Source organism: Nocardia gamkensis NBRC 108242 (genome assembly GCF_001612985.1).
GTDB lineage: Bacteria > Actinomycetota > Actinomycetes > Mycobacteriales > Mycobacteriaceae > Nocardia > Nocardia gamkensis.
This window is the reverse complement of sequence record NZ_BDBM01000003.1, coordinates 188,743-206,423: the sequence shown is the minus strand read 5'-3', so window position 1 is coordinate 206,423 and position 17,681 is coordinate 188,743. Positions and strand designations below refer to the sequence as shown.

Sequence of the window (17,681 nt, the reverse complement as noted above, 5' to 3'; positions counted from 1 at the left end):
GGAATGGCAGGCTGCTGCAAGCCGAGGCTTCGGCGGTGACGATGGGGTAGAAACCCTGTTTCGCGGGATTCGTAGGCGGGCGAGCCATCGGTCGGACCGCACGCCTATGCGCGGCGGTCGACAGGCTTGACGTGCTACTCCGGCGCCAGCGTGAGCGTCGTGCGTTCGAGTCATGGAGGGCGCGCATAGTGCGCGCGACCACTGCCGAGCGGACGTACCTCAGCGCGGGGGCGAGGGAGGTGGCGCCCCTCTCGGACGAACTTCACTTCGTCGTCGTAGGCGATGCCGTGGGACGCATGACCGACCGCAGGACAGCCTGTAGCGGATCGGTTTTCGTGGCAGCTATCGTCGCAACACCCGCTCGGGGGCCTTCCGGGCACCAGCCGGTTCCCAGTCGACGACCTGCTCGGTCCGCCGCGCCGGATCGACCGGACAGCCCAGAACCAGGCTGCCGGCATTATCGACCGGCTCCGATCCGACTCCGGTCGCCTCAATACCTCCCGAGGCGCAGAGCTTCCTGATGCGGCTGCCCTGTCCCACGACAACAGCGGCGTGGCGGGCGCGGTCATGCGGATCGGTCCGGTCACTGTGACGCTGTCGATGTCGCCCCTTCGTCGACGCGAACGGCGTTTGTAGGGCCCGAGCAGAACCGGCGGACCGTGGCGAACCGCCCGGCCGGCTCCTCCATCGGCTGCCCGTCCAGCTCGGCATCCCGGGCCGCGACGAGTTCGATTTCCAGCCGCACCCGCACCGCTTCGGCGAGCCGGCCCGCGTTGCGTGAGTCCCGCGGATAGCGGTGCAGTGCCGGAAGCGCCGACTGCTTGCCGCACGTCCAGGCGTTCATTTTCCGTGGAGCTTTCGCAGATATGCGTGCGTGGAGGGTAGGGTATCCAGCAAGTGTATTTTTGCGCCGTCGATTTCGGCAAAAATTCTTTCCGACAGTTCGAAGTCGGCAGCGCGTGCCACCATTGATGGAAGCGGACGCTCCGGAAGATAGTCGAGGCCGGCGAATATACAATAGTAACTTCCATTCGTCCAGTAGTTTCGGAATTCGGCCTCGAAGTTGCCGTAGTAGGTGTCCTCATCCGCGATAGGCATGTTCACCGCCAAGCCGGCCCGATACATCGCCATCTTCTCGGTGATGTCATGGGCGAGAACCAGATCCTTGCACGCCCGCCAGAACGGGGTATCATTTCGTGGCGCAAGCGAGAAATGCGCTTGGATGAAGTCGCGTGAATCATCGAACATCGTCTCTATCTCGGCATTGAATCGATCCCTGAGGATCGGTGCGAAACGCTTGTCTGGAAAATGTTTGGCCAGCTGATACAGGGCAGCATAGATGAAGTAGATGCCGGTGGACTCCAACGGTTCCAAGAAGCATGATGACAGCCCGATGCTGACCACGTTATTCACCCATGCACGCCTATTGCGTCCTACTCGGAAATTGATGTGGTTCAGTTGCTGGACCTCCGGGTCCAGACCCCACATCCGGCAGAATTCCTGGGTGGCATCGTCACGGGATTGGAAACGGCTGGAGTACACGTATCCGGTACCGAAGCGGCCACGCATCGGAATCTTCCACGTCCAGCCGGAAGACATGGCGATTGCCGAGGTATAGGGCTCGACACCATCGGCCTCGTCGTCGTGCGGCACCTGGGCGGCCACGGCACTGTCGTTCAGGAGATAGTCGCCCATATGCACGAATGGTTCCTGCAGCGCTTGGTTGATGAGAAGACCGCGGGCCCCGGAGCAGTCGATGAACAGATCGCCTTCGATCGTCGCGCCGGACTCCGTGCGCAGTGCCGTGACGTAGCCGTTCTCGTCGAGAACAGCCTCGGTCATGACATCCTGGACGTGCGCGACGCCGAGCTTGTTCACCGCAAACTTGCATAGAAAATCAGCGACCAGATTGGCATCGAAATGCCATGCATAGTTCGTCCACTTCGTTCCATCGATAAATCGGGGGGCGAGATTTTTATCCATTATCGCCGGCTCCCGGAAGCAGGCGTAGTCGAACGGCTCACCGGTTTGGCCGGCCAACCGCTTGAGAGCCCAGTAATGCGAGAGGGGAAGTTTATCGCAGTGAGGTAGTATCCCAAATAGATGGTAGAAATGGTCATCCCTACCATTAATCTTCCTCGTGGTCGATTCACCTCTGCCGGATGTGCGCCAGTTGATAAATTTCACACCCATTTTGTAGCTGGCGTTGCATTCGCGCATCCATTCTTCCTCTTCGAATCCGAGAAATTCGAAGAAGTTCCTGTGCAAGTTGGGGACGGTGGCCTCTCCGACACCGATTTTGGGAATCGAAGGCGCTTCGAGAACGGTGATTTTAACGCTTTTCCCAAAATCCTTACCGAGGTACGCGGCGGTCATCCAGCCTGCAGTACCGCCGCCCAGGACAACAACACTTTCGATACGATCATCGTTCATTTATGAAATCTTCTCTCATGAGTTTCTTCACTGGGAGTTCAATCTCGAGACAGCTGCGTCTCAAGCCTGTTAGGTGGACAGAATTCTTCCCCGCGAATACTCGAGTGTCGGCGCCGTCGGCGTCGTGATACCTGGCCGCTGTTCTCTTCGGTGTCAAGGACTTCGATGAGCGCGTACACGGGCCCAGTCATCGCTGTGGTCACCAACGCCATCGCTATGAGCGCCAATAAAACCGTGGGGGTGAGAATTCCAGCGTTATATCCGACCTGGACTACGACTAGTTCGGTCAGGCCCCTGGTGTTGAGCAGTATGCCCAGCCGCAAAGCAGCGGACGGTCTTTGCCCTCCGATCCTGGCTCCGAGATAAGAGCCGCCCAACTTCCCGACCGTGGAGAGCAGCGTCGCCAGAGCAGCCGGCATCCAGGGGAAATATGTCCCTGACGTAAAAATCGAGGTTCCCGTCGCAACAAAGAAGACCGGGACCAGGTGTCGGCCGAGACAGGTAATCATGCCAACGGGGAGGTGCCATGGCATGGAGTGGGCACCCGAAGGGATCATAAAACCAACCAGCAGCTCACCGGAAATCTCGGTAAATCCGTATTGCTGTAATACGCTCGAGGCAGCCAGGGCGGCGCACGCAATAGCGACAGCTATATATCTAGGGAAGCGTCGGCACAGCATTTCGGATGTTTCTGTGCGCAGTATCCGCCCGACGACGAGTGCCACAGTAATCACGGAAAGTCCCACGATTGCCCGGAGCGCGGGTGCACCACCCATGGAATGCCCCGAGAGCCCCACTGCGAGCGCCACGAGCAGCCAGGCGACGATATCTATGGCGATCGCAGAGGACATGGCCAGCCCGCCCACGGCCGTGCCGATCAACCCCTTCTCGGCCAATATGCGGGCAAGAACCGGAACAGCGGTAACCGACAGGCTCACCGCAATGAGTAGCACCACAGCAGGTGCAGGGGCGTTGCCGCGGACGGTTGGACTTCCGCATGCCAGCAGCACCCCGCCCAGTACGCTGCCGGCGGCGAGAGGGAGTAGCAGCGCACCGAGGGTCGTAAACACGACCGCACGGCCAGGCGCGGCGAGCGTTGCAGTCCTCAGGTGATGGGCTATCCCAACGAGAAAGAGCACCAATCCGACATGACCGACAACACGCATCGACACGACCAGCTCACTGGGCATGAGAATCTGCACCGCGTGGGTCCCGGCGACAGCGGTTGCAGCAGGCACCATGCCGATGCCGATGGCGATCTCCGCAAGGACGGAGGGCTGGCGGAGCCACCGGGCGACCGGACGGCCCAACGCCGCTACAAGTAGCACCACCAGCAGCGCTCCCCCTATACGACCGGAGGTAGCAGCCATCGCCGCCAGCCTCATCGGTGGCTCGATTGCGTCACCGCGAGCAACGCAGTGTAGAACTGTTGCACTTGCTCTGTAGTGCCGACCGTGACGCGAATCCAGCCAGAGGCACCGAATAGGGCTAGGTCACGTACCAGTACGCCGTGTTCTTCGGCGAGTCTCCGGGTGACTTCGGTGCTATCGGCATCTCCAGTTGAAATCATGACGAAGTTGGTGACGGAGTCCACGAAATCGACTCCGGCCTTTATCAGCGAAGCTAACAGTGTTTCGCGCGCCTCGGCAGTTTGCACTCGTACCGAGTCGAGGAATCCTTGATGCTGCAGAGCCAGCGGCACAGCTCGCTGAGCCAGACGGTTGACATTGAATGGCAAAGAACGCCTCGCGTGCCACATCTGTTTGATAAGTGCTGCCGAACCGACGGCGTAACCAGCTCGCAGAGAAGCCAAAGACCACGCTTTGGAGAAAGTACGCAGAACCACCACCTGTCGTCCAGCTCGCACCAGTTCGATCGAGGATTCTCCCTGCGCGAACTCAATGTACGCCTCGTCTATCACCAGGACGCTTCCTGCGGACTCCGCCGCGCTCACTATCTCCTCGACTTCGTCGACCGTGAGCAGAGTTCCGGTCGGGTTGTGCGGGTTACACAGGAAGGCCAGCCCCGCGCCCTGTCTGATCGCATCTGCCAGTGCGGTCGCATCGACACGGTAATTCGCGATCGGCACGCTACATATTTCCGCTCCAGCTGTCATCGAGGAAAATCGGTAGCCCAGAAATGTGGTGTCGGTCAGTGCGACCCGGGTTCCGTAGCCCGCATAAGCAAGCGCAGCCAGCAGTACCAACTCATCGACGCCGTTGCCGGTAGCTATCATGCTGTCGGGCAGGTCATGGTATTCGGCGATCGCCCGGCGAATTTCTGTGCATTCACTGTCGGGATACCGGTGGGAGTTTCGGACCGTCTCACTCCAGATCGCCTCGCGCACGGCCCGTGGCGGATCATATGGAGACTCGTTGAGGTGCAGTCGCAGGAGCGCATCGGTTTCGACAGCGGTGGTTTGAATTTTCATTTTCGATCCCAATTCGAGACGGCGTCGGCACGATACCGTCCCCGGACTCACAGTTGTACGGTCTGTTCGGAATTCTCAAGCCCCGGGCGCAATCCGCTCATCCGGCCAGCGTGCGTAGCTACGCAAGCCATACAGCAGCGGAGCCGGCGTGGCATCAGCGAACGTGCGCACCCGGAACACCTCACCGAAAACGACAACATGATCGCGAACCGGGAGCGTCATGCTCACCCGGCAGTCCGCGACCGCGTGGGCGGCATCGACGAGATGCGGCCCTGCGGTACGTCCGTCGCTTTCCCATCGAACGCGGTCGAACCGCTCGTCGTTGCCGGAGGAGAAGAGTTCGGCGACGGCCGAGCCGCGATCGTGCAACAAGTTCAATGCGAAGCCGGACGTCCGCAGAATTGCTGCCAAGGTCGGACTTTCATTCCGTAGACAGATCAGTAGGGTCGGCGGCTCCACGGTGACGCTGCACACCGATGAGCAGGTCATCCCCCACGGCTTTCGGTTCACATCATCGGCAGTTACCACCGTCACGCCACTGGGAAAGGTAGCCATCAAGGCCCGGAACTCGGACGAGTCGATTGTCGGTGATGTGGTCGCTCTATCGGTCATCGCAAACACGCACCTTCCCCTATTGCGGCGGCAGCCCGCGGAGGCCGGCGAAATAGTTATAGTGAGTGGGCAATTTCGCGACAAGATCTTCCGCTTGCTGGGAAATCGACCGTAGTTCCTGCACAGCGACTGTATCGTCCATCAACTGCAGAGCAGGCGACGCTTGCACCGGTATACCCCCCAGACCGAGAATCATCGCGGTGTAGGAGTAAGCCTCGAACCCGTGGTAGTAGGGGAAGATCGAATCCGTGTCGGGAAGCCTGACCTGCCAGGTTGCGATACGCTCGGCAAGCCCGTCGGGAATAGGCCTGGTCTTGGTGTCCTTCCAGTACTCGTTGTCCTGACGTTTTGCACCATGGTAGTGCAATACGAGAAATTCACGCACCCCGTCCATCACGCCCGCCACCTGCCGATTGTACGAATCGCGGAGCCGCTCGTCGAAGCCGGTGGCGGGAAAATGCTTGACCAATTGCTCGACGGCATTGTGGATGAAGAAAATGCCCGTGGATTCCAGGGGTTCGACAAATCCGCTGGACAGCCCGACCGCAACACAGTTGTTGACCCATGAGCGGCGGTTTCGGCCGATGCGCATGCGAATGTGATTGGCGTCGAGTCCTTCCGCATCCGGCCCGACAAAATCTCGTAGCGATTGCTCTGCCTGGTCGGGCGAGCAATAATCGGATGCGTATACGTAGCCGGTTCCTATCCTGTCGAAAAGGGGAATATTCCAGATCCAGCCTGCGTCGTGGGCGGTCGCGGTGGTGTATGGACGGATACCGCGCACGCGTGCGTCGACCGGAACTCTAAAAGCCACCGCACTGTCGTTGGGCAATGTGTCCTGATACGATATGAATGGCTCACCGAGAGTGCTATTCAAAAGCAATGAACGGAATCCGGTGCAGTCGATGAACAGATCACCGTGCAGTTCACCATTATTCCTCGTTACCAGCCAGTCTATCCAACCTCGTTCGTCGGTTTCGACATGCACCACGTCATCGAGAACGTGTATGACACCGCGGGCCGTGCCGTACTGTGTGAGATAGCGCGCCAGCAGGGCTGCATCGATGTGGTAGGCATACGGAAATTGAGAATTTTGTTCGGCCAGCGTCGTCCGATACAAACGTTCGACACCGCCCTCTATGAAGTCCTGTTCGAACAAAAGGTTGTCGAGATACCGCGGCGAACGGTTCGCATCGCACAGTGATGCGACTACAAAGCAGTCCTCATCGAAACGGCTGCCGGGCTTGTTGTGCAACCACCATTCGGTGATCGGAAAGCCGTCCGCCACCCGCAACCTCTCGAACGGATGGTAGAAGTAGTGCCCCGGCTCACGCCAATTCTCGAATCGACCCGCCAGCTTGTACGTGGCGTGACACGGTGGCATCCATTCGGTTTCTTCCAGACCTAGATATTCGAAAAAATGCCGGATTGTACTGAATGTAGCCTCACCGACTCCGATCGTGGGCACGTCCTCTGATTCCACCAGTGTCACATGCACCCGGTCGCTGAACGCCGCCTTGAGATAGCACGCTGTCATCCAGCCCGCTGTTCCTCCACCCGCTATGACTACCCTCTGTACATCGTGCATGGGGTTTACGCCTCTTTCTCAGTTTGTGTACTCGAGTACGGTGGATTTACCGGCCAAAATCGCGCCGAGCATTCGCGATGAAGGGTTCACATAGTCGGGCGTGATTTGGATATCGATAACGACCACGCCCTGCGCGGGGTTCAAGGCTTGTTCAAGGTCGGATAGTTGGTTCGGTCCTGCGATGCGGTGCCCCCGAGCGCCCAAAGCGGTGGCGAGGGAGGCGAAATCCGGGGACCTGTAGTCGGCATAGCAGGTTGGTTGACCATGGGTTTGCAGGTCGTGCCGCTCTTGCCCGAAACCGTTGTCGTTGAGCACAATCACGGTCAGGGCGAGTTGGTGACGGACGGCGGTATCGAGTTCGGCCACGCTCATCATCAGATCCCCGTCTCCGGTGATCAGAAAGATCCTCAGGTCGGGCCGGGCGAAACAGGCACCAATGGCTATTGGCAACGACTGACCGATGGCACCGAAGTCGATCGAAGCGCACGTCCACTCGTCGTGCCGGGTCGGTGTAATCATTTGGCATGCGGTCATCGCGCAGTGGCCGCCGCCGATCACGACTCCACGTCGGTTCGGCAGCAGCGCCGCGAGATCGGCGAGTGCGTGGCGGGGGTCGACCGCGTCTTCCCTATCGAGCCATGGCCGGTCGTCGATCGGCGACCGACGGGTGAGGATCCGACGGATCCAGGGCGACGCCTCCTCGCGCGGTTTGTCGCTCAGCATTTCATTCAGGAGGGTGGTCGCGTGAAGTACCGTCGTTTCGAGGACCGAGTGGGTCGGCGGGGCTGAGATCGCCACAACAGCGTCCGTATCGACCCGGACGATTCGAACCTGCTCGGGCAGGTCTGGAACCGCCAATCTGTGCAAGCTGGTTCCTACGGCAAGGATTACGTCACACCGCATGAGTGCTTGCAGCGCACGCCCGTCGCCCAACGCGCCGAGGACGCCGGCATCCATCGAATGCCCCGCAAACAGCCCGGCTGCCCGGATAGTGGTGGTCAGCACAGCACCGAGCCGGTCCGCCAGTCTGCACAGCTCATCGCTCGCGTCCACCGCCCCGGCACCAGCAACGATTCCCACTTGGCCTGACCCGACCAGCAACCCAGCAGCTGCGGCAAGGCCTGGGACAACCTCATCTGTGGGGGTTGGCATATCCTCTGCAGGTAACACATCTGGTCCGAGCGATTCCTGAACGTCGACCGGCAGACTCAGCACGTACGGCAACTCCTCCCTCAAGGTGGCAATCGCTCTGGCCCACTCGATGTGCCAGCAGTCCGAGCACGCGATTTTCCCGGCGCCACCGGCTAGGACCCGGCCGAAGGCCAGCTGATCCAGGCACTGGGGATTGTTCGTGTCCTGCATTGGAACATCACCTGCAAGCACCAGGACCGGGGAGCGGTGAGACCGGGCAACCGCCAGCGCCGTCGCGGTATTGGTCAGGCCCGGTCCTGCGCTCACCAGCGCCACCCCGACCTGTCTGTTGAACCGCGCGTATCCGTCGGCCATGCTGACGACAGCAGCTTCGTGCCGGCCTTGGACCACCCTCGCTCTGTCGGGCATCCCCAGGTCACACATCAGATTCCGATTCGCCGCGCCCATCAATGCGAATATTGTGTCGATACCCTCGCCGACAAGGGCCTTGACCAATAACTCCCGCACCCTCATGTAATCTCCCGAAAATATAAATCGGCTACGACCGGCCGAAGAATTGAATGCAGAAGTCCTGGAATGTGTAGGCCCGATGTGTCAGGTTAACTGCGCGGAAGGAGATCGGCCTTTGCGTCAGTCTCGCAACACCTTCATGTGGCTTGCAATTCCGAGATGACACGATCGAATGGCAGAGACGTCTCGCGTAAATGCGCGATCAGCTTTTCCAGGTGCTCATATTCCTGGCCTGTGATCTCGTTCAGCGGATGCAACCGGACTTCCCCGCGACAAACCCGAAGAAGTTCTGCCACAGCCGCGATGTGGAAGTCGAGGTCGAATCGATTCGTGTAGGAGAACGGCAGGAAGCCGGAAAGCGCCAGAGAAAATTCGCCATCTTCGAAGGGCAACTCCGGCAGGCTGGCGGCGACATAGTCGCCCCGCTCGTCTGACGCAGATCGCTCGTAATCGGCCAAGAACTGTTCGGCTCCGTGACGCCAGTGTCGCCAAGGACTGGCGCTGTCGTGTTGCAAGAACCGGAATCTGTTCGGCTGCGCGGACGCCCAGGCGCGCAGCTTGGGAAACTCCGCATCGAACAGCTTTTCAAAGTCTTTCGGCGGAATTTCGTATAGCGGATCTACACTGATGCACCGGCCGCCGTCTGCCCGTACCGTGAGCCCGAAATTGCTGGCCCCGCCAGGGCAATCCAGGATTGTGCCCGACGAAAGGTCGTCTTCGCTCACTCCGAATAAATCTCGATATTCTTCATATGTGCGCGCTGTCACAAGTATATGGTCGATATTTGGGTCGTACTGAAGTCTTCCTTTTTTCATATCAGCCCTTCTTGCGACGAGAGGCAGGGGCCCCTCGCTGCACATGAAGAGCCTCGTCCACCTCGTCCGGACAGGGAAAGTGATTTATTCGCGACGAGCAGTGGACCGCGGACATAGCATGCATCCCACTGCACCTACCCAGAATGCATCTACGCGATTCAGGAAAACAAGATACAATATATAATTCCACACAGCACCTGCCGTGGAGAGTTGAGCTGTGACCATCGGGAAGCTTCTGATATTCAAGCTTAGCGCACGCCGAAGTCGGTGCGAATGCCCATTCGGGTCAAAACATACACCAAGGATTATCACAAGCGGTGAACCGCTTGCCGACTACGCAGCTCCATGGTAGGACCGCACTCGGCAGATTTGCTTGACGACCGCGTGCCATGCTCGTCCTCGCCGGGCGCGACCCCCGATCACCGCCCTCACCGACGCCGTCACCGCCCGGGAACTCGACACCGCCGAAGACAAAGCCGTCGTACTGATGTGGCGGTATCGGCCATCGAACCATACACGGCGGCTCGCTGGGATGGATGCCGGTGATCCCGCCGGTGGTGCGCTACGACGCCGACTTCGGCGAACACCTGCGGGTACGCGCGGCCCAGTCCAGAACCTAGCCCCCAAATCGGCGCCACCACCCACACCTGGACACCCGAAAACTCACCAGTGGGCCCGGCAGCCGAACATGACCCGAACCTCACGGCCTCACTCGCCATGTGGCGGACAGCACAGGCGGTCCACGACCACGACCGCCGTCCGACCGGCTCGGTGCAGTACCCAGTCGACGAACGCCGCACCCAGCTCTAACTGGATGCCGCAGCGCGGAGGATTACGACGAGCTCATCCTGGTCGGGGGTGAACAACTCGGCGTAGCCGTGCGCCATGCGCCGGGGCGTGTCACGCGGGCTTTCCGAGTCCATACCCAATGTGCACGGTGCCGACGAACGGCAGCAGATGATGCTCGCACACCGACCGCAGCGGTACATCGCGGTGGCAGACATCCGGACCGTGCCCAAAGTCCAGGCACAATCCGCAGTTTCACATCGACCGGCTGGCGGGATCGCTTGCTGCGACCGGTATCGACTGCCAGCAGCTGCCGGGGCTGGGCGGATTACGTAAGCCGGCGGAGGATTCGATCAACACCGGAAGGCACAACACATCGTGCCGCGGGTACGCCGACTACATGCAGACGGCCTCGTTCGAGGAGGCGATCGATGAACTCATCGCGCTGGCCGCGGAACATGTCACCGTCATCATGTGCGCTGAAGCCGTCTTCTGGCGATGTCATCGGCGCCTCCTCGCCGACGCGCTCCTCGTGCGCGGCATCGATGTGCAGCACATCATGGGCGCGACGAGGCTCATACCCGCGGCGATGACAAGCTTCGCAACGGTCCACCGAAGACGAGTCACCTATCCTCTGATGGAGGTGTGATCGGCCGGGCCACTCCACTGTGCGCATGGCATGTCCACAACTGTGGCCGCGCCGCCGCCGCCGCCAAACGTTCCAGGAGTTCCGGCGAACCGGCATTACTACATCGCCGAGTAGCGGTCGCGCTGGGGGATCGGATCGTATCTGCCGGAGTCCTGAACTGCCGGCCGTGATCGCTGCCGCGCGGCTCGGGATCCCCGACGAGATGGAGGCCGCGCCCAAACAGCGGCGGTGATGGCCGTGCTGGAACGGCCTTGTCGGCGAAGGTGCCGCTCGGGTGGTTCACCGCGGATGCGTGCGCTGGATCGCAGCAGCGAGTTGACGGGGGATCGAACGTGTTGGCCACCGCCCTGGGTCGTGATGTCGAGCCAGCGCCAATGCGCTCCGACCGCACCAGATCTCCGTGCACGATCGCAGCTGGATGCTGGCGCGGTGGTTCACTTCCTGCCCACGGTGTAGGAGGCGTACGCGAGTGTGGCCGGTGTCGAGGACGTCGTCTCGGGGATCGGTTTCGGGTGTCGCCCGACTGCGTGCACGGCTCGCGGCAGGCGGGTTCGGTGGAGTCCGTCGAGATCGGGGCAGAAGCGCCACGCCTGTCCGGTCAGGGCAGGATCGGATAGTTGAGGGGAAGGCCGGTCTTGTTGGTCGGGAGATCCATGATCGCGAAGTGCCCGGGGTCGAGGCTGTTGTTGGCGTGGTTAGTGATGAGCAGGTGATTTCCGCTGAAAGCGACCGATGCCGGTGCATCGAGGGGGACAGGAACTTCTTGAGAGTTCGGCGGCGCGACGGTAGCGAGGCGTTTCCCAGCGGGACTGTAGATCTCGATGGCGTCTGCGATCAAAGCGGGGCCGCCCTGCACGGGCAACTGGTTGGTGACCGGCACATACAGGTTGCCCACAGAGTCGATGGCCAGGCCATCCGCGGCGATGCCGGTGGTGGTCACCTCGGTCAGGACGCCGGGGTTTCCGTCGGGGGTGACGGTGAGTCGATAGATGGCGCCGCGGGCCAGGTTGTCGAGTTCGGTGGACAGCGTGTGCACGAAGGTCAGCCGGCCCTCGGCGTCGAATTGCATACCGTTGAGGGAGTACCAGGATGCGAATTGCGCATTCTGGTACCAGATTTCAGCGAGGCCCCCACCGGCGGGGACCTTCCAGATCGTCGCTTGATCGAGGTCGGAGACGTACATGTTGCCGGCCGGGTCGAAAGTCGCCCAATTGGGCCAGGCCGGGCGGTCTCCGCCCGGTGACCGTGGTTCGCATTCGGTGATCCGCCCGGCACCACACTCCGGCAGGTCGGGGAAGGTTGCGTAGAGGCTCTGGGACCCGGTGAGCGGGTCGAGTCGGACAGCGCGCGAACCAGAGTAGTCGAGGGCGTAGACGTATCCGCTGCCGTCGAGGGTGACACCGTTGACGCCGTACGGCGAGGCCTCACTATGGTCGAGGACGGTGTAGGTTCGCAGTAGGTTGCCGTCTCGGTCGAAATGCCAGAGCACCGCCTCGGAGTTGGCCCGATTGGAGCCGGTCCAGATGCTGCCGTCATGCGGGTCTACGGCGATACCTTCCGGTTTTCCGGGCTGTGGCACGTGGGCGAGGACTTTCAGCGGCCCGGCAGGCTGGAGGTCGTCCGTTGCCCGGGCGGTGGACGAAAGCATTGCCGCGGCGAGTGTGCAGCCGACGAGAACGCCCGCCAGAATTGCGCGTGACACTATCCGACCCGCTTCCAGTCGAGATACAACGGCGCCAGCGATCCGGGAGGCATGGGCAGGCTCGTATCGTCGACCAAAGTGACGACAGGACCGTTGATTCGATAGGCTCGACGGAGGTCTGCGTTTTCCCGCGACGCCAGATTGGCGTGGCGGACATGGTGACTGACGACCTTTGATACTTGATTGAGATCGTATGTCCCCGTGTACCAGACCGATAATGGGTACGGCGGCGTGGCGATGCCCTTTTGGTCGAGGACGACGAACATGGTGCCGTCGGGCATGTATGTTATCGCTCCATCGTTGTACACGCCGGGCAACGTGATCGATTCCCCGACACGAAAGAATGCGGAGCGGAGTTCGTAGGTTCCGGCCCAGTCGGCGGGAGCTGTGGTTTCATGTGGCGCGATCCTCGCGAACGTCATCCTGATCGTGCTCCAGCTGTTGCGCTCTGTGAGAGTGAGATCGTTCCCAGCAATACTCACCACGTGCTCGACCCTCGTGTTGATCAAGGGCTGGAGATTGGACCGCTCGATTCGCTCGGCGAGCTTTCCATCGGAGATCTCGTAGGTTCCGGCGGTCCAGATCGTGTCCGGCGCACTGGCAGAACCGATACCTCCCGTCATTCGGTACAGGTGTCCGTTGTCGGTCAGCACCAGCGTTCCAGTTGCCCAAGGACCCGGGTGGGTGATTCCGTCATCGCCAATTGTTGCTGTAGCCACGAGCTCGTAGGACCCGAAGATGGACTGTGCGTCCACAGGTTGGGCAAAGGCCACCGTCCTGTCTGTCGGCACCATCATGAGCACTAGCGTCGTGGCCGCAAGCGTCGCGACCGCTCCGCCGACCCGCGACCGGATCTGCATCGAGACGAATCTGCTTGCGGGGCAGAGTGTTTGCATCAACACCGTGGTCTTCTCCGATGAAGTTCGTTCGGTCGCCTCGCCGCACGCCCGAGTACCAGAATTTACCTACCCTCCGGTAACACGATAGCGCTCGTCTCAAATGATCTGCCGGGCGTGCCTCACCCCTCGGCGCCGCCCCGATGATCATGCGCTGGCGGATTTGGTAGTGAGGGGCGCGGTCGAACAGCTCGGTGACCACGCCGCCCGGGCTTGTCGGTCGTGCGCACCCGGTTGACCGAGCCGACAGGCAGGTCCGCGGCGGTGTCGATTGATGAACCGGGTTCTGGATCTCTACGACCACCAGCCCACCAGCGGGCGGGTGGTGTGTGTGGACGAGTTCGGACCGCTCAACATGCACCCCCCTGGGCCGCGGTCAACGACGTGGAAATGGTGTTCCTGCCGACCTATTCATCGTGGTTGAACTGGATCGAAGCTGAATTCGCGGCTCTGCGCTACTTCGCGTTGAACGGAACCGACCACCGCGGCCATGACGAACAGGACGCCGCGATCGGCGCCTACATCCGCTGGTACAACCAGCACGCAAAACCAAAGCGCGACTTCGCCGTCAACTCCAAGATCCGGCGACCCGATTACCTACCCAAGGTTGCTTGACGAGGCACTAGGTGGATCCTCGTAGTCGGCCCGACACTGGGTCGACCGATCGCGTGGTCAGCGGGCTCGGCGCCTGCCTCGGTATACAACCGGTCCTCGCCGGTGTGGACCACCCTGCCGCGGCAAGCGCCAGCGGCATTCTGATGCGCGCGCACGATCGAGGAATCCACCGACACATCTCGATCGAGTTCGGCGACCGCCTCGGCGATATCCGTACTTGGCGGACCAGCCGTGTGAGGGCACAGTTACGCGACCAGCGCCAGAACCGGTTGTCATGTGCGATTCCTTCGAGCTCTACCGCGGGATGGGCGACTGGTTGTTCTCGTTGGCCGGATCGCGTAGCGCGCGGATGATCACGTCCGCGTAGGCGTCGAAGGCCCGGCCCTCGGGTAGTAGCAGGCGAGGGATGGCCAGTTCGCATTCCAGCAGCCGCAGGGTTCCGCTCTCGTCTCGGATGCCGTCGATTCGCCCGAATAGCAGGCGGCCGTAGCACCGTTCGATCGCTTGGTAGACCCGGTGGCCCCAGGCGTGCTCCTCTTCGGTGGGCTGCACGGGGTGGTTGATGCCACCGTGCCGTTCGTGGGCCCACCAGCCGCCATCGTGTCCGACAGTCTTGCGGACGGCGTGGTTGAATCGGCCGCCGAGGAAGATCATGGAGAGTTCTCCCTGGTCGAGTACCGATGGCAGGAAGCGCTGCGCGAACAGATTGCGGGTAGCGAGCAGTTCGCGCACCCGAGCCTCGTAGGGTGGTGTGCAGTTCCGGGCGGATCGCAGTACGAAGTGGCTGTCGGAGGTGCTGGGGCCGGTGCGGGAGACCCGGATGGTTCGCCACGAGCCGGCCGATACCGTCGGTTTGATGACCAGGTCGTCCCATCCTGTGTCTTCCATGAGGTCCTCGATCCGCAGATCGGTGCCACTTGGTAGCCAGCGGGTGGGGATAAGGGTGATTCCTTCTTTGTCGGCTAGGGCCCGTAGGTAGCGGCCCTTGTCGATAGCGTCCCTGAGCAGCGGCAGATGGTTGACCAGGGGTACTGGTCCCTGCGGAAGCTCTTGGAGCAGGGTGTGTAGCCGCTCCAATCTGGCCAGGAAGCCGGGGGTGGTGTGGTAGCCCCTGCACATGCGGACGTTCACCAGGCCGACGCCGGACCAATCCATATCGTCCAGGTCGTCCAAGTGCACCAGCCGGGCTTTCACGCCCCGCTCCGCCAGGGTCTCGGCGACACCGCTGTACTCCTGGTGCGGCGATCCCGTGCGGAGATACACCACCTGCGTCCGGTGCCGCGCCGTTGTGTTCATCATGCCTCCGCGACATTGGACCGCGGAGGCCGGACCCTCAGCTTCTGCACAGCTGTGTCCGCGCAGTCCCAGGCATACCCGGCAGCGAAGGCTCCCATCAGCGCGAGCGGGCGCAGCCGCAGTACCCAGTCCAGGCGGGTGTTGGCGGAGATCGGTAGCCGGTCGAACCAGGTCGCGGTGCCCGGCGGTCGCTGAGCGGCTGGCTGCACGAGGTCGCGTCCGCTGATGTCCAGGTGAGCAGCGTCCCCGGCGAAGGGAAGCTTCCAAATTTTCGGCACTGGCGAGGTCACGCTGAGCCAGCTGGTGAGTGTGGGCGGTCGAATCCCGTGTTGCAACCGCCAGCGGGCGCGCTCGGCTAGCCGGGTTTGCAGATGCCGCTGAAGACGCTGGACGGCCTCCGGAGGCAGCTTCGCCCAGTAGGGGGCGCGTGTGTAGAACAGCTGCTTCTGCATTAGCGCGCGCGCTCGCCGCAGTTCGGAGGTCTCGCGGCTTGTGTCGCCCTCGGTTTGCACCAGCCAGTGGGCAAGTTTGGCGCGGGTACTGCCCATTCCCCAGAAGAACAACATGTCCAGGATGTGTGAGAGGAGGAAGAAGCGGGGGTCTTCGATCGCTGGTGTGTACTTCTCGCGGACCATGTTGCGAAGGACGTGCCAATCCTGGCGGGTCGCCCGGTTGATTCGCTGGATGTACGGCCGGTCCAGTTCACCATCCTGGACGTCACGCTGGATAACGTTGGCCAGATGCCAGCTGGTCACCAGGGCCAGCGCGATACCCTGGCTGTAATATGCGTCGATGATGCTGGCCGAATCGCCCACCATCGCGTAGCGGCGTTCGCTGGCGAAGGTGTCGGTCCAGTGCTGAACATTGCGGAATGTCTGAAACTCGAGCAGGGTGTCTTCGCTGATCACCTTGTCCAGCACGGGGTAGCGCCGGATGAGTTCCCAGAACTGCTCGCGCGGGGTGTTGCCGGATGGGGGTGTCCGCTTGTCGAACGTGGCCCCGATGCTGATCCGGTCCTTCGACAGTCGGATCACCCAGATCCAGTAGCCGCGGCCCCACAGATGAACCGTATAGAGGTCACGGCGGACAGCCGCACCGTGCGGAAGTAGATGCGTCCAGCAATCCTCGAAGCTCGCGTCGGTGACGCCCTTGAACTGGGCCCACACTGCGGTCGTCTCGAATCCGTCGCGGCCTTCCGTGACCTCCGCTCGGTGCCCGAACTTCCGAGCCAGCAGACGGCGGCGTCCGGAGCAGTCGATCACCCACTTGGCTCGCACGGTTCCGGCTCGCCCGTTGGGTCCGCCCTCACTCCAGGTCAGGCTGTGTGGCCGTGACTGATCTGTGTCAGCGAGCCGTATCTCCTGGACCCGCGCCGAGTCCAGGAACGTGACGTTCGGATGAGCGTGAACTGCTGCACGCATCACATCCTCGGCCTCCGGCCGGACAATTTGCATATCCAGGAACATGCAGCGGAACCATTTCTTGTCCGTCGCCAGCTCGTAGAGGTAGTGTGGCGGGTGCGGATCGGCATTTATCGCCCATTCCGTGGTTCCTCGGAAGTCCTTTCGATGCTCGGCTCCGCTGGTAAACCAGACTCCCATTTTGACGAATGACTCGTCACTGACAAAATCGTCGAGATCGCCTACGGTGCGCAGAAATGTGCTGGTGAAAACCAGAAACGATTCACCCACCTTATAGCTACGCTTCCGGTCGCGCACATTATCCAGCAGGACGATCCGCATGCCCCTCTTGGCCAGTTGCAACGCATTGGTCAAGCCGACGATACCCGCCCCGATTACAGCCGTGTCGAACACGTCGTCGGTTTCACCGTATTCGGGCCGCTCAGCTGCTCTGATCGCCGTAAGATCTTTCGGGTTACCCATGAAAACTCCACTTGGTCTTGGGTCACGAAAAGAGGGATGACATTTTTGGTATGGAAGTGGCTGGAGAGACGAAAATGGCTCCCCGGGCACGGATCCTCCGCCGATAGTGAGAAGTGGACCGCATGTGAATTCGTCGTAGTCTGAGCACGTCACCTTGGACTGGGCAACACTTGAATCTTCAGTTCCGATATTCGACATCGCGACTGCGGCTCGCAACTTGCCAACGGGCGAACTTCACGAACAAAGATGGCGCGAACATCGGCGGCTCGCTGTCTCAACTCCTATCGAGGGTGGCAGGAGACGGGGTTCGCGT

The 17,681-nt window shown here is 61.3% G+C and carries 15 protein-coding genes and 1 pseudogene; 2 read left to right on the top strand and 14 right to left on the bottom strand.

All coding sequences use genetic code 11. The annotated features are described in order from the left end of the window. Positions 1 to 583 precede the first annotated feature (583 nt). The 9 genes from NG1_RS02525 to NG1_RS36310 form a co-directional block, all read right to left on the bottom strand. Positions 584 to 844: a hypothetical protein gene (locus NG1_RS02525; protein WP_062967546.1), complete on the bottom strand. Its 261-nt coding sequence runs from the start codon at positions 842 to 844 to the stop codon at positions 584 to 586. Then, positions 841 to 2,433, bottom strand: coding sequence for a tryptophan halogenase family protein (locus NG1_RS02520; RefSeq protein ID WP_062967541.1), 1,593 nt, complete (start codon positions 2,431 to 2,433; stop codon positions 841 to 843). The genes NG1_RS02525 and NG1_RS02520 overlap by 4 nt, the downstream gene beginning before the upstream one ends. 38 nt (positions 2,434 to 2,471) lie before the next feature. Continuing rightward, the gene (locus NG1_RS02515) at positions 2,472 to 3,818 is read right to left on the bottom strand and encodes a cation:proton antiporter (RefSeq protein WP_062967539.1); all 1,347 of its coding nucleotides are present in this window, start codon (positions 3,816 to 3,818) and stop codon (positions 2,472 to 2,474) included. Next, a complete protein-coding gene (locus tag NG1_RS02510; RefSeq protein WP_062967537.1) occupies positions 3,815 to 4,864 on the bottom strand; it encodes a pyridoxal phosphate-dependent aminotransferase in 1,050 nt (349 codons plus the stop codon). The genes NG1_RS02515 and NG1_RS02510 overlap by 4 nt, the downstream gene beginning before the upstream one ends. Positions 4,865 to 4,939: 75 nt before the next feature. Beyond that, complete coding sequence (locus tag NG1_RS02505; RefSeq protein ID WP_062967535.1) at positions 4,940 to 5,476, bottom strand: flavin reductase family protein; 537 nt, start codon at positions 5,474 to 5,476, stop codon at positions 4,940 to 4,942. A gap of 19 nt (positions 5,477 to 5,495) precedes the next feature. Continuing rightward, positions 5,496 to 7,064 carry a tryptophan halogenase family protein gene (locus tag NG1_RS02500; RefSeq protein WP_084498649.1) on the bottom strand — a complete coding sequence of 523 codons (1,569 nt, stop codon included), beginning with the start codon at positions 7,062 to 7,064 and terminating at the stop codon, positions 5,496 to 5,498. A gap of 18 nt (positions 7,065 to 7,082) precedes the next feature. Next, on the bottom strand, positions 7,083 to 8,729 hold the full coding sequence (locus NG1_RS02495; protein ID WP_062967531.1) for a thiamine pyrophosphate-binding protein: 1,647 nt from the start codon (positions 8,727 to 8,729) through the stop codon (positions 7,083 to 7,085). Positions 8,730 to 8,863: 134 nt separating this feature from the next. Continuing rightward, the gene (locus tag NG1_RS02490) at positions 8,864 to 9,451 is read right to left on the bottom strand and encodes a class I SAM-dependent methyltransferase (RefSeq protein WP_062967529.1); all 588 of its coding nucleotides are present in this window, start codon (positions 9,449 to 9,451) and stop codon (positions 8,864 to 8,866) included. 990 nt (positions 9,452 to 10,441) lie between these two features. Beyond that, on the bottom strand, positions 10,442 to 10,513 hold the full coding sequence (locus NG1_RS36310) for a GTP cyclohydrolase I (protein WP_245659774.1): 72 nt from the start codon (positions 10,511 to 10,513) through the stop codon (positions 10,442 to 10,444). Between the two features lie 73 nt (positions 10,514 to 10,586). Between NG1_RS36310 and NG1_RS35135 the strand changes: the two genes are divergently transcribed. Further along, complete coding sequence (locus tag NG1_RS35135; protein WP_084498647.1) at positions 10,587 to 10,976, top strand: DUF488 domain-containing protein; 390 nt, start codon at positions 10,587 to 10,589, stop codon at positions 10,974 to 10,976. 598 nt (positions 10,977 to 11,574) lie between these two features. On the opposite strand, the gene NG1_RS02480 is transcribed toward NG1_RS35135, so the two are convergent. Both NG1_RS02480 and NG1_RS02475 read right to left on the bottom strand, forming a co-directional pair. Next, positions 11,575 to 12,678, bottom strand: coding sequence for an SMP-30/gluconolactonase/LRE family protein (locus tag NG1_RS02480; RefSeq protein ID WP_174315384.1), 1,104 nt, complete (start codon positions 12,676 to 12,678; stop codon positions 11,575 to 11,577). Further along, positions 12,678 to 13,538, bottom strand: coding sequence for a hypothetical protein (locus NG1_RS02475; protein ID WP_157113824.1), 861 nt, complete (start codon positions 13,536 to 13,538; stop codon positions 12,678 to 12,680). Before NG1_RS02475 ends, NG1_RS02480 begins: the two co-directional genes overlap by 1 nt. A 420-nt stretch (positions 13,539 to 13,958) precedes the next feature. On the opposite strand from NG1_RS02475, the gene NG1_RS02470 reads away from it, so the two are divergent. After that, positions 13,959 to 14,189, top strand: coding sequence for a transposase (locus NG1_RS02470; RefSeq protein ID WP_157113823.1), 231 nt, complete (start codon positions 13,959 to 13,961; stop codon positions 14,187 to 14,189). Here NG1_RS02470 and NG1_RS39195 read toward each other — a convergent pair. From NG1_RS39195 to NG1_RS02460, 3 genes and pseudogenes are all read right to left on the bottom strand, one after another. Further along, positions 14,189 to 14,359: pseudogene (locus NG1_RS39195) on the bottom strand (IS5 family transposase); the annotation flags it as partial. The gene NG1_RS02470 and the pseudogene NG1_RS39195 overlap by 1 nt on opposite strands. Positions 14,360 to 14,483: 124 nt before the next feature. After that, on the bottom strand, positions 14,484 to 15,488 hold the full coding sequence (locus NG1_RS02465) for an ATP-grasp domain-containing protein (protein WP_062967521.1): 1,005 nt from the start codon (positions 15,486 to 15,488) through the stop codon (positions 14,484 to 14,486). Further along, a complete protein-coding gene (locus tag NG1_RS02460; RefSeq protein WP_084498646.1) occupies positions 15,485 to 17,368 on the bottom strand; it encodes an NAD(P)/FAD-dependent oxidoreductase in 1,884 nt (627 codons plus the stop codon). Before NG1_RS02460 ends, NG1_RS02465 begins: the two co-directional genes overlap by 4 nt. Positions 17,369 to 17,681: the final 313 nt, after the last annotated feature.